This window comes from Thalassospira sp. HJ, from assembly GCF_000948415.1.
GTDB lineage: Bacteria > Pseudomonadota > Alphaproteobacteria > Rhodospirillales > Thalassospiraceae > Thalassospira.
Genome location: NZ_JYII01000020.1, coordinates 314,634 through 326,693 on the forward strand (window position 1 = coordinate 314,634; position 12,060 = coordinate 326,693).

11 protein-coding genes and 1 tRNA gene are annotated in these 12,060 nt (G+C 55.0%); 6 read left to right on the top strand and 6 right to left on the bottom strand.

Annotation, left to right across the window (positions count from 1 at the left end):
* Positions 1-97 precede the first annotated feature (97 nt).
* From UF64_RS17165 to UF64_RS17185, 5 genes are all read left to right on the top strand, one after another.
* Positions 98-1,066, top strand: a complete 969-nt coding sequence (locus tag UF64_RS17165; RefSeq protein WP_044829819.1) for a response regulator — start codon at positions 98-100, stop codon at positions 1,064-1,066.
* A gap of 134 nt (positions 1,067-1,200) precedes the next feature.
* Positions 1,201-1,905, top strand: coding sequence for a sugar transferase (locus UF64_RS17170; RefSeq protein ID WP_052657688.1), 705 nt, complete (start codon positions 1,201-1,203; stop codon positions 1,903-1,905).
* Complete coding sequence (locus UF64_RS17175; protein WP_082049850.1) at positions 1,905-3,113, top strand: outer membrane beta-barrel protein; 1,209 nt, start codon at positions 1,905-1,907, stop codon at positions 3,111-3,113. The genes UF64_RS17170 and UF64_RS17175 overlap by 1 nt, the downstream gene beginning before the upstream one ends.
* Positions 3,114-3,677, top strand: a complete 564-nt coding sequence (locus UF64_RS17180) for a polysaccharide biosynthesis/export family protein (RefSeq protein WP_235285129.1) — start codon at positions 3,114-3,116, stop codon at positions 3,675-3,677.
* A gap of 238 nt (positions 3,678-3,915) precedes the next feature.
* Positions 3,916-5,583, top strand: coding sequence for a thiamine pyrophosphate-binding protein (locus UF64_RS17185; protein ID WP_044829821.1), 1,668 nt, complete (start codon positions 3,916-3,918; stop codon positions 5,581-5,583).
* A gap of 36 nt (positions 5,584-5,619) precedes the next feature.
* Here the strand turns inward: UF64_RS17185 and UF64_RS17190 are convergent, their stop codons facing one another.
* The 4 genes from UF64_RS17190 to UF64_RS17205 all read right to left on the bottom strand — a co-directional run bounded on the left by UF64_RS17190 (position 5,620) and on the right by UF64_RS17205 (position 9,549).
* Positions 5,620-6,267 carry a 5'-methylthioadenosine/S-adenosylhomocysteine nucleosidase gene (locus tag UF64_RS17190; protein WP_044829822.1) on the bottom strand — a complete coding sequence of 216 codons (648 nt, stop codon included), beginning with the start codon at positions 6,265-6,267 and terminating at the stop codon, positions 5,620-5,622.
* Positions 6,268-6,377: 110 nt separating this feature from the next.
* Positions 6,378-7,439: a type I restriction enzyme HsdR N-terminal domain-containing protein gene (locus UF64_RS17195; RefSeq protein ID WP_044829823.1), complete on the bottom strand. Its 1,062-nt coding sequence runs from the start codon at positions 7,437-7,439 to the stop codon at positions 6,378-6,380.
* A gap of 146 nt (positions 7,440-7,585) precedes the next feature.
* Positions 7,586-7,662 (bottom strand) — tRNA-Arg (locus tag UF64_RS17200).
* A 150-nt stretch (positions 7,663-7,812) separates the two neighbouring features.
* Positions 7,813-9,549, bottom strand: coding sequence for an adenylate/guanylate cyclase domain-containing protein (locus UF64_RS17205; protein ID WP_044829824.1), 1,737 nt, complete (start codon positions 9,547-9,549; stop codon positions 7,813-7,815).
* Between UF64_RS17205 and UF64_RS21020 the strand changes: the two genes are divergently transcribed.
* Positions 9,548-9,862, top strand: coding sequence for a hypothetical protein (locus UF64_RS21020; protein ID WP_044829825.1), 315 nt, complete (start codon positions 9,548-9,550; stop codon positions 9,860-9,862). The genes UF64_RS17205 and UF64_RS21020 overlap by 2 nt on opposite strands.
* A gap of 95 nt (positions 9,863-9,957) precedes the next feature.
* On the opposite strand, the gene UF64_RS17215 is transcribed toward UF64_RS21020, so the two are convergent.
* Together UF64_RS17215 and UF64_RS17220 are read right to left on the bottom strand one after the other, a co-directional pair.
* Positions 9,958-10,944, bottom strand: a complete 987-nt coding sequence (locus UF64_RS17215) for an alpha/beta hydrolase (RefSeq protein WP_235285130.1) — start codon at positions 10,942-10,944, stop codon at positions 9,958-9,960.
* Positions 10,945-11,047: 103 nt separating this feature from the next.
* Positions 11,048-12,010: an ABC transporter ATP-binding protein gene (locus UF64_RS17220; protein WP_044829826.1), complete on the bottom strand. Its 963-nt coding sequence runs from the start codon at positions 12,008-12,010 to the stop codon at positions 11,048-11,050.
* Between the last annotated feature and the right edge of the window lie 50 nt (positions 12,011-12,060).

A 12,060-nucleotide genomic window follows, 5' to 3' on the forward strand; every position in this document is an offset into this window, starting at 1 on the left:
GGAAATGCGTGCTATACAAACAGCAAGGCTTTGATGGTTCGGAGATTAGTGTCAGACTACCTTTCTCCAACATCCCCATTTGTGGAGGGCGCTTTTAATGACGGCCAAAAAGACGGTGCGGATTGCATTTGTTGATGATGACGAAAACCTTCTGTCGTCCCATCGCCGCAATTTCGGCCGCCTGCGTCCGGACTGGGAAGGCGTCTTTCTCAATGACCCGATTGCCGCGCGCGATGCGATCATTGCCGATGCGGATATTTCCGCGGTCATTCTGGATATCCACATGCCCGGCATGACCGGCCTTGAACTGGCCGCCGAATTGCGCGCGGCGCGCAAGGATCTGCTGATCCTGATGCTGACGGGCTATGCCGATCTGCAATCCGCCCTGCTTGCGGTCAATGAGCTGGGTGTGTTTCGCTTCTATCCCAAGCCGACCCTGCTTGAGACGATGCTTGATGACATTGATACGGAAATCAAAAGCCGCCTTGGCCAAAGCGAAGATACCCTGCCAACCGAATTCCTTGATCTGTTTGAACTCGGCGTGATTGCGGTTGATGAAAACCTCAACATCCTGCATCTGAACTCGCAAGGGGCCGACGTAGTGCGTCGATCATCACTGGTGAAATCCGGATCACAGGGACGGCTTATCATTGATCCCAACCCCGAAGGATTGGCAGGTTTCCTGACCCCATCGGGCAAAACCGTACCGCGCAGCCATCAAAGCTTCTCGCTGGAACGCGATGGTGAAAAGCTTTCGCTTCTGATCCGGCGCGTACCCAAAAAGGCCGATAGCAAACAAAGCTTCATGATCATTCTGGTCGACCCGACCCAGCAGCGCGCACCCGCCATCGATGATCTGATGGATCTGTTCGGCCTGACCCGCTCGGAGGCCAAACTGACCCAGAAACTGGCCGAGGGTCTGGCACTGGATCAGGCCGCAGAACTGGTCGGCATTTCGCATTCCTCGGCGCGCACATACCTTAAGACCATCTTCTCGAAAACCGGTGTGAACCGACAGCCGCAATTGATGAAAACCGTGCTTTCAAGCATTCCGTCCTTGCGCTAACGCGCTGTAATTTCCGGCTTAAGTCATCCCATCCGACCAAAGACCCACGCCATAAAAACTTGAAAACGCCACCAATCCCTCTACCCTGAGTTAAGAAATATCAGGGTCTTAACTGTTGGGGTGAGGCAGCCGGGTTGATTGGGGATACAGACACACCAGAACCGCGACCAACCATTCAACGGTCGATTTCCGCCCATGACGGATGTGTCAGACGCCTGTGCGATATTCTGCTGGCCGCGATCAGTCTGCTGGTGCTTTTCCCGATCATGATCCTGATAGCGCTTTTGCTGGTCGGCTTTGGCTTTTCCAATCCGGTTTTCACCCAAAAGCGCGTTGGCCAAGCGGGCCGGATTTTCACCATTTTCAAGTTCCGCACCCTGCGGGATCAAGGCACGCGTGATCTCGCCCCCCGTGTTTTGCGCTATGCCAACCGCTTCACCTTGTTCCTGCGCATGACCGGGCTTGATGAATTGCCGCAATTTATCAATGTGCTGCGCGGTGACATGGCGCTGGTCGGACCGCGCCCGCACAGCCTTGCGGATCATTACCTCTTTACTGCCCGCATCCCCGATTATGCTGACCGTCTAGCGGTCAAGCCCGGCATGACGGGACTGGCACAAATCCGCGGCTGGCGCGGCCCGGTTTGCAACGCCGATCACTTGAGCGCTCGCACGACCTGCGATCTGGATTATATCCGCCGACAAAGCCTTGCGTTTGATGCCGTCATTCTGGTTCGTACACTCGCGCTTCCCTTCAGGACGCTGGCGCAGCTCCAGTCCGGGCAACGTTCGTGTAACGGGCCAAAGCCCTGTCTTCGTTGTGCGCGGCGGCTGATCTGATGCGCAAACACTTGCTGCCCATCAGTGTCGCACTTTTGTGTGCCACTCCCCCTGCCACCGCCCGGGCAATGGAAAACCCCGATGATGTCAGTGGCTTTCGTTTGGGCCGGCTTCTGCTCACCCCGTCGCTTGCGACCGGCACACGCTATGACAGCAACATCTTTCAAAGCGATACCAACCCGACCAGTGACGTCATCACGACCCTTGCCCCGCGCCTGACCCTGCAGGGTGACTGGCGGGTGTTTCACCTGCATCTTTCCGCGGGGGGTGAGCTGGGCTTTTTTGCCGACTCCTCTAGCGATGACTATCAGGACCTTGAACTGAGTGCTGCAAGCAACCTTGATCTCGGCGCGACATCGCTTGAGGCCGGGATTGATGTCAAACGCGCCCACGACCCGCGTGGCAGCAATGATGTCCCGACCAGTGCAACCGAACCGGTAATCTATCACGACATCAGCACCCAAGTCGGCGCACGCCATGTCAGTGATGGCCTGCATTACGAATCGCAAGTTTCCCTGCGCCGTCTTGCATTTGATGACAGTACCGCGCGCAATGGATCACGCATTCGCAATGATGATCGTGATCGGCTTGAGATGCGCGAGACATTGCGGGTTCTGCTGCCGCTTGATCCAAAACGCGAAGCTTATGGCGAAGTCTCGTTCAATCAGCGGCAATATGACCGCATCCCTGATGATGACGGACGGGTTCGTGATTCTGCGGGCTATCAGCTGCTTGGCGGCATCCGCCTTGATCTGACCGATCTGATCACCGCTGACCTCGCGGCAGGTTGGATGAACCAGACATACGCCGACCCGGCCTTTGGCAACATTGCCGATTACACCCTCCGCGGTGATTTCGACTGGTCGATTACGCGCCTGACCAACATCACGTTCAATGCCGCACGTACCGTTCGTGAAACGACGCAAACCGGGGCCAGTGGCATTCTGGCCTTTGAGGCTGGATCCGGTATTTCCCATGAATTACGCCGCGGACTTACTGTTTCGCTCAACGCTGCCTACAGCTCTGAAAACTACCAACAAACCACACGGCGTGATCGCACTCATCGCCTTGGCTTTGGCCTGCGCTATGAATTGAATCGCTTTGCCGAAATCGAAGGCGGGCTTGCCTATGACCAGCGCAATTCAAACAGCGCAGGCGAGGATTATGACCGCCTGCAAAGCCACATCCGTCTAAAGCTGGAGATGTAAATGACCCTGAAAAACCAGATATCCGGCTTATCCCCCCACCAACACCTGTTTGCGCTGTTCATCTTTATCCTGACCCTGATGAGCGCGCCCGGGGCACAGGCCCAGACCATCTACGTCATGGATAGTGGTGATACGGTGCGGGTCACGGTGTTTGGCGAACCGGATCTGTCGGGCGAGTTCAAGGTCGATGCCATGGGCCGGCTTAACCTTGCCCTGATCGGGCCGATTGAGGTGCGCAATCTCACCCCTGATCAGGCACGCCAGAAAATTCATGATGCCTATCTCGATGGCTATTTGCGCCATCCCGATATCGCGGTGGAGATCATCGCCTTTCGCCCGTTTTTCATCATGGGTGAGGTCAATCAACCGGGGTCCTATGACTATGTACCGGGCATGAATGTGCTTAATGCCATCGCGGTCGGCGGCGGACTGACCTATCGCGGGGATGAGGATGACATCGAAATCCTGCGCGGACATGACGCATCGCGCGTCGTCATCCCGGCGACGCTCGCCACCATCGTGATGCCCGGCGACATCGTACGTGTCGCCGAAAGGTACTTCTAATTCGCCAGGAATTCACTGCGAAAGGGCCGCACTGCAGCATAATGCTCTGCCATTTTTTGGTAAAAACGCAGGGGTTTTAGAACTGCTCGACATATCGTCGGTTTTTCCGCTGTTTTGCCGATCAGACGTCTTTACCTTTGCCCGTTTTCCATGATGAAATCGCGATCACGCCATTAGTAGATGGCAAACAGATAACCTAAAAAGCCCATTTTGCCCCACGCAACGGAGTTCTTAAAACATGTCCGGGAAAACAGAAACGCGCCATGGCGGACGCATTCTGGTCGATCAACTGGCCCTGCACGGGGCCGAACGCGTCTTTCTTGTCCCGGGCGAAAGTTACCTAGCCGTGCTTGATGGCCTTGTCGATCATCCGGACATCGATCCGATCATCTGCCGTCAGGAAGGTGGCGCTGCCATCATGGCCGAGGCCTATGGCAAGTTGACCAACAAGCCCGGTATCTGCATGGTGACGCGCGGCCCGGGAGCGACCAACGCATCGGCGGGTGTTCATGTCGCCCATCAGGACAGCACGCCAATGATCCTTCTGGTCGGCCAGATCGGACGGGACATGGTCGATCGCGAGGCCTTTCAGGAAGTCGATTACCGCAAGATGTTCGAACCGCTCGCCAAATGGGTCGGGCAGATCGATGACATCAACCGCATCCCGGAATATATCAGCCACGCTTATCACATCGCGACATCCGGTCGCCCCGGCCCGGTGGTGCTGGCCCTTCCCGAAGATATGCTGTCATCAAGTGCTGATGTGCCAGATGCCAAACCCTATGTCCCGGTTGAGGCCAAAACAGCCCCCGAAGACGTCGCCCGTTTCCGCGAGGCGCTTTCGAAATCGGCAAAGCCCGTCATGATCGTCGGCGGTGGCGGCTGGACCCGCGAAGCGACTGAAAACCTTAAATCGTTTGCACTTCGTAACAATGCCCCGGTCGCGACCAGCTTCCGCTGTCAGGACTATATCCCTAACACGCATAGCCACTTCATCGGCGATGTCGGCATCGGCATCAATCCGAAGCTGGCAGAGTTCATCAAGGACAGCGATCTTGTGATTTTGGTCGGCTCACGCATGGGGGAAATGACCAGCAGTGGCTATAGCCTGCTTGAGATCCCCTGCCCGAAACAGAAACTGGTCCATGTTTACAGTGGCCCCGATGAATTGGGCCGGGTCTATCGCCCGGATGTCGCAATCAATGCATCCCAACGTTCCTTCCTGCGTGCCATTGCGATGATGGAGCCGGTGGATGGCAGCGCGCGTGATGAAATGATCGAAACCGCACACGCCAATTACATCGCCTTTTCCACCCCGGTTGAAACCCCGGGCGATGTCAAAATGGCGCATGTGGTGGCGGAACTGCGTGAAAAGCTGCCCGATAATGCGATTGTCACCAATGGAGCGGGCAACTATGCCGCCTTCCTGCATCGCTTCTTCCGCTACCGGGAATATCGCACCGAACTGGCCCCGACGTCGGGATCGATGGGCTATGGATTGCCAGCTTCGGTCTCGGCCAAGCTGGCCCATCCGGATCGCCCGGTGGTCTGTCTTGCCGGTGATGGATGCTTTTTGATGCACGGGCAAGAATTTGCCACCGCCGTGCAATATGGTGCGAATATCATCACGCTGGTGGTCAATAACGGCATGTTCGGCACCATCCGCATGCATCAGGAACGCAACTATCCGGGCCGCGTTTCGGGCACCGAACTGCACAACCCGGATTTCGCCGCCTACGCCAAGGCCTTTGGCGGTTACGGCGAAACCGTCACCAAGACCGAGGATTTCGGCCCCGCCTTTGAGCGCGCTGTCGCATCAAACAAACCGGCCATCCTCGAAATCCAGGTCGACCCACAGGCGCTCACCCCGATCAAAACCCTTGATCAGATCCGCGCCGGCACCTGAGAATTCTTGATTGTTTCGACAATGCAATAAGCGGGATCAGCGCTTGGGAATGCTGATCTCGCCGCTTTCAAGTCCGGCCTTCAGCTCATCGACGGCAACGGCCAGTTTCTCATCGACCACATGCAGATAGGCCGTCCAGTCCGAAAGTTTGGAGAGCTCTTCTTTGCCATCGGAAATGCCGCGTAGACCGATCAGCGGCACCTCAAACTTGTGGCACGCACGCAGGATGGCGAAGCTTTCCATATCGACCATGTCAGCATCAATGACGTCATAAGCCGCCCCGGACACCACATCGGCCCCGGTCGACAAACGCGCTTCCGGGATACCCGGAATTCGATGCGGCATCGCGATCTCGGCCGGCAGATCCACAAACGGTGTGCAGCCCTTCTCAAAGCCCAAAACCGACGCGTCCATATCGCGATAAGACACGGAAATCGCCTGATAAACCTCGGCCTGCTCCAACGTCCGCGACCCGGCCGACCCCAAGGTCACGACAAGGTCCGGCAAATCACCCGCCAGCTTCAATTCGGTCAAGGCAGCGGTCAAATTGATCGCAGCCTCCACCGGCCCAACCCCGATCATCAGAGGCGTAAAGCGCTCCTTGAGGTATTCGCCATACTCCGCCGGTGCCGCCATACAAAACAGCACGTTGTGGCCAGAAAGATTGTGAAGGTAGCCGCGCATTTATTTTTAATCCAAATTCACAGACTGTGTTCAATTGCTTCAAAACAGCCTGACCAAATGTACAGTAGTTTAGTTCCAGCAGCTGAAAAATTATGAAGCTGCAAACTTACTTAGCGATGATCCAAAATGATCGAAAACGCTCCACCACCATATATATTCACCTGCAAGCCGGGAACATCAGGAAAGGAAAATCCATATTCGATCTGGAAATTTCCTATGAAGTTGTAACCTTCGATGTGTCCAGAGCCCTGACCGCGAAGGGTCATGTCGGCGTTCAGACCTAACGTCTGTGTAGTCCAGGAAAGCGTATCAAAAATTTGCTCTCCTTGATTTAACTCGATATTGCCGAAGACATCAAAAATGGTCGGATTGTTGTGGTCAGTTGAGATATCAGAGCTCAACGAAACATAATCGAGATCCACAAACCCCTTTTCTTGCATAAACTGAAATATCTCTTCACGTCCAACAGCCCATTGAATTTGTGCTATAATTCTAGAGAATTCATCTCTGTATATTCTGCCCTCTGTAATATTTTCTCTGTTCCCCACGAGCCTATCTAGAGCCTTCTGTATTGCCTCTCCTTGGGGACCGAGCGGCACTGAACTTTCCCACTCAAAAAACTCGTACGTTAGCACTCCGCCAGCCAGATTTACTGATGACCTTAGTCCTTTAGCGAGAGGTCGCGCTAAGTCCACAACGGGAGGAGAGCAGTCACGACGAATTGCTGCGGGACTTAAAATACCCGATAATTCGTCAGCAAGTTGATTGACACTCTGAATATTCAGGTTGACGATAGGTAGGTCATCACTTCGCTGAGTTGCAAAAAATAACAAGAACTGACGGCCGTTCGTCAGAGCAGCGTAAGTTGCAGACACTTCAGGATGACGAGCGTAAGTGATCGCCTGTTCGATGGCATCAATCGTTAGTTCTTGATCCGGAGCCTTTATTTCGAAAGCCCATCGCGCCGCACCAGTAACATTCAGAATGTAATCTGCCCGACCACGAAGGGGAGGATCATTATCCTTCTTACGACCAAGAAATGTCCTCTCGTAACGCAGACTTCTCTCTCGCAGAATATCGTTAAGAGTTCCTCGTTCGTAACCCAAAGCTGTGAGAAGAGGTGCCGCAACCTCTTCCCGAATATCGGTTTCGTTCGCGTTCTCAAGGTTCATATCTAAATCCGCCGAATAGCTGTATCTAACACCCAAGAAAAACAACCATTGGTAAAAAATCTAGATACGTATTCTCTTTAAATCCAGCATATAAACTGGAAAAAGAAAACAAACCTCTACCGACACACTTAATTTCTAGGGAAATTTGGCGCACCCGACAGGATTCGAACCTGTGGCCTTTGCCTTCGGAGGGCAACGCTCTATCCAGCTGAGCTACGGGTGCGCAATATATGGGGCCATGACTGGAATATGTGGCCCGAGTGCGATGGGTGATACAGGTTTTGGCCTGAACGGGCAAGGGTTTTCGAACCCGTTCGTGGGCTTAGGCATCACCGGTCCCGGTTAAGGTAACCTTGGCACGTTTTGGCTGCAATTAACTTTCGACATCCCGGCGTTCATAGGGGTCGCGCACGACCCACGTGCCGTTCCATTCACGGTCCTGTTCGCGGCGCTCAAGGCGCTCCATCCGGTTCATCATCAGCTGGGCTGCGAAGTCGCTGTCATCAAATTCGATGACTTCTTCATAAAGCGGGCGGGCGGCATCGAAATTGCCGTCGCGGTAATGCGCCATGGCGGTTTCGTATTTGCTGCGCCATTCGCGGCGTTCATCAGAAAGCTGTCCGCCCGGGGCCAGGACTTCGTACAGGAAGACGACCTTTTCGGTACCCAGAAGCACCACATGATCAAGATCGCGCATTTCGACCTCGCCCGATGCCATATTGGCGGTTTCGTGCGATGCGAGAATTTGCGTGCCATAAACCCGGTTGGCCTTTTCAAGGCGGTTGGCATAGTTCACGCAATCGCCGACGACGGTATAGGCGCGGGACTTGTCTGTGCCGATGGAACCCACAACCACCTCGCCGGTCGCGATACCCACGCGGATTTCAAGGCCGTGATCGCCGATCAGATCAGCATATTTGGTCTTAAGCGCGTTAAAGCGCGCGACCTGTTCAAGGGCGGCCTGACAGGCATGTTTGGCATGTGCGCCTTCACCGCAGAACGGCGGACCCCAGAAGCCGATCACGCGGTCACCGACGAAGTTGTCGATAATGCCGCTTTGATTGGCAATCGGTTCGGTCATCGCGGTGAGATAGTCATTGAGGAAATCGACAAGCTTTTCCGGCGGCGTATGTTCGGCCAGCCAGTCAAACCCGGTCAGGTTCACGACACTGACCGTCATCACGCGCTTTTCGGAGTTCTCAAGCGCGGTTTCCTGATTGATAAGATTATTGATGACTTTCGGATCGACATATTTGCCAAACCGCTCGCGCATCCGAAAACGCACCCGCAATTCACGGGTCATGCGGTTAAAGGCTTCGCCCAATCGGCCAAAATCACCCTTGGAGCTGAATTCAAGCTTGGTATCGAGCTTGCCTGATTGAATGGCATTAAGCGCGTTTGTGGTTTTGCGCACGGCAACCACCACCGCGTGCGCCATGTAATAGGCCAGCGAAATGCCGATAATCACGGCCGCCAGCATCATGATGAATTCGGCCTGGATCAGGAAGTCTTCCCGTTTGGAAACGTTTTCCACCGTCTGGGCGGCGTAGTCTTCAAGCAGGCGGATTTCATTGCGCAGGTTAAGCACGATAATCCGGTGCAGACCACGCACAGTTTTTTCCTGCGCCCCGGCATCGGGAAGGTTGCCCGCCCGCACCTGATCCAGCAGCCGTTCAACACCCAACGAAAACTGCGCAGACACATCGGCGAATTCGCGCATGCGCACATCAAGATCAAGCAGCACACCCTCTTCAAAATGACCGGATGCCTGCGCCCGACCAAGGGCGGCAAAAGTAAATGATTTGCGGAAGGCCTGTTCGATCTGGGTCTGTTTGGCCTCAATCTCGATCTCGATACCATTCAGGAGAGATGTCTGCGGCCCGTCGCTTTCGACCACGCGCATATAGCGATCAATCAGCGAAATCTGTTCAAGCTGACGCGCCCGCACGTCCGAGAGCGAATCCTTGACCGGCGTCACATAGCGCGACACCGCTTCAAGATCACCATTGATGCCAAGGGACTGGATCACGGAGAACCCGGTGGCCACAACGAGCCACACGACAAAAAAGGCCGCGACACCCAGGAACTTTGCCCGAATGGTCCTTAGCATGCCGGTCCTGATCCTCCGGTTAAGTGATGTTGCACCGTCAATCGCTGCTTGGCATATCGGAACGAAACAGCGGTTCGACAACCCGCATAATGCATTGCAACTGCAGGGTCAGGACCCGCCAATATGCTTGCAGTGGTCTGCAAAATTTGTGCTGATACGCGAAGCAAGATCGCAGGAATATATTTATATTTCAAGATTTTGCGACAAAGTAGCGGTGCAAATTTTACTGATCCGAAGGACAATCGCTATCCATGCAACCTTCTGCGTCAACGTCCTCGACCGGGCATTAGCCCGCTCTTCGGACATTTCCTAGTATTTCGCATGGATAGCGATTGCCACTGTAACCATATTGGCGGGTCCTGACCCTTGAAAAGGCTACCTGATCACGGTTTGTGGGTCAAAATGCAATCATTTGATTGTGCAGGAATAATTTTGATCGGTTTTGCTCGCCATTACCCAGCGCCGGATATCCTCGATCACCACCGGCCCGTTCAGATCGCGCAAAAGCATATGATAGCCCGCCGGATAAAGGCAGCGGTCATAGGTCGGCAGATTGCCAGCAGATAACACATCATCAAGGGCTGCTACCGCTTCGGGCGGGATGACCTGATCCTGCTCACCCGATAGCAAAAGGGTCGGCACCGCAATGTCACCGGCCCGAACGCGCGCCAGATCCATGATATCGGCAACCCCGGCAATCAGATCGACACGCACCGATGACATCATTTGTGGATCGCGCGATAACCTGCGCAGCATTTCGATATTATCCGATGGCAAGATATCAAGCCCCCGGCCGGTCAGCGGCAACCATGGCAGGCTGTGCGAGATGATCGAAAGCGGGGCTGTCTGATACCATGGCATCATGTCCCGATTCCAAACCGCCGGTGCCACCAGCACCAAGCCATCCATCAAATGCCCACGGGTGGCCGCCGTGATGATTGCCACCGCCCCGCCCATCGAATTGCCCAGCAGATAAACCGGTTTGTCGGGATAGCGCGCACGCAACAATGTCAGAACATCACTGGCATCATTGACCATGCTTGCTGCCCCGGCCCAGAACGGGCGCGACGGGCTTCGGCCAAAGCCGCGCTGGTCAAAGGAATAGATTGCAATGCCCTTTGGACCGATCTGTTCGCCCAACTCCATGAAGGCATTGGCGTAATCACCCATCCCGTGCAGGGCAAGGATCACTGCATCCGGGTTTTCAAGATCGCCCCAGCTTTGCAACGGCAGTTCCGTGCCATCACTTGCCACAAAAAGATCCGACCCAAGCACGGTTTGGGCAATCGGCGGTCCCGCCGGGCGAACCGTCGGCGCGCAAGCCGCAACCAGCCCAATCAGAACAAGGGCGATCAGCGTCTGAAGAAATCTGGAGAGGTGGGCAAAAGAGGACACAGGGCACCGGATCAGCACGGGGTGAGGAAAGGTAACTAAAGCCGATAAAACAAAACCCCGCAAGGATTTGCGGGGTTTTGCATGTCATCAGTAACGCGTTTGATCAGGCAGCCTTGCCTGCGCGTTCCTTGTTGTTGTCACGCGTCAGCTTCAGGAAGATGTCCTCAAGATCGCCTTCCTCGGTCGATAGATCCTTGATCGCAAGGCCACAGCCATGGATCGCCTCAAGGATTTCCGCCATCTGCGTGTTGCTTGGGCGGTATGAAAGCGCGATCTGGTTTTCCGATTTAAGCTCTGCCCCCCAGGGCGAAAGCGCATCGCGGACTGCGTTCAGTTCGTTATTCACGGTCAGAACCAGTGTCTTGTGATCGATCCGGCGCAGCAGGCTGCGCTTGTCTTCATGGGCAATGACATTGCCCTGATTGATGATCGCGATCTCGTCACAAAGTTCTTCGGCTTCTTCGAGATAGTGCGTCGTCAGAACGATGGTGACACCGGCCGCGTTCAGTTCCTTGACGTAGGCCCACAGCTGCTGACGCAGTTCGATATCGACCCCTGCAGTCGGTTCATCAAGAACCAGTACCGGCGGGGTATGCACCATCGCCTTGCCGACCAGAAGACGGCGACGCATGCCGCCCGAGAGTGATCGGGCATACGAGTCTGCCTTGTCAGACAGGCCGATGGCCGCCAGAATCTCGTCCGTGCGGCGTTCGGATTTCGGCACGCCATAGAGGCCCGCCTGCAATTCCATCACCTGACGCGGGGTGAAAAATGCATCAAGGTTCAGTTCCTGCGGCACGATCCCGATTGAACAGCGCGCAGCGCGCATCTGGGCTTCGATATCGTGGCCCCAGATTTTTGCTGTACCGCTGGTCTTGGTGACCAGACCGGCCAGGATGTTGATAAACGTAGACTTTCCGGCACCGTTCGGGCCCAAAAGGGCAAAAAACGAGCCGCGCGGGATCTTGAGCGAAACGTTATCAAGCGCACGTTTTTCGCCGTTCGAACCCTTATAGACCTTGGTCAGCCCTTCGACTTCGATGGCATAGTCGGGCATTGCAGTCATATGTCAGTGATCTCCACTCTTTTCCGCGTCGCTTGTTTGCGCTAAGACCA

Bases quoted from the DNA above. Each gene is read 5' to 3' on its own strand.
- UF64_RS17165 (WP_044829819.1), top strand. From the start codon at position 98: ATGACGGCCAAAAAGACGGTGCGGATTGCATTTGTTGATGATGACGAA.
- UF64_RS17175 (WP_082049850.1), top strand. From the start codon at position 1,905: ATGCGCAAACACTTGCTGCCCATCAGTGTCGCACTTTTGTGTGCCACT.
- UF64_RS17180 (WP_235285129.1), top strand. From the start codon at position 3,114: ATGACCCTGAAAAACCAGATATCCGGCTTATCCCCCCACCAACACCTG.
- UF64_RS17185 (WP_044829821.1), top strand. From the start codon at position 3,916: ATGTCCGGGAAAACAGAAACGCGCCATGGCGGACGCATTCTGGTCGAT.
- UF64_RS17190 (WP_044829822.1), bottom strand. From the start codon at position 6,267: ATGCGCGGCTACCTTCACAATCTTTCTGGCCACAACGTGCTGTTTTGT.
- UF64_RS17195 (WP_044829823.1), bottom strand. From the start codon at position 7,439: ATGAACCTTGAGAACGCGAACGAAACCGATATTCGGGAAGAGGTTGCG.
- UF64_RS21020 (WP_044829825.1), top strand. From the start codon at position 9,548: ATGCCGGTCCTGATCCTCCGGTTAAGTGATGTTGCACCGTCAATCGCT.
- UF64_RS17205 (WP_044829824.1), bottom strand. From the start codon at position 9,549: ATGCTAAGGACCATTCGGGCAAAGTTCCTGGGTGTCGCGGCCTTTTTT.
- UF64_RS17220 (WP_044829826.1), bottom strand. From the start codon at position 12,010: ATGACTGCAATGCCCGACTATGCCATCGAAGTCGAAGGGCTGACCAAG.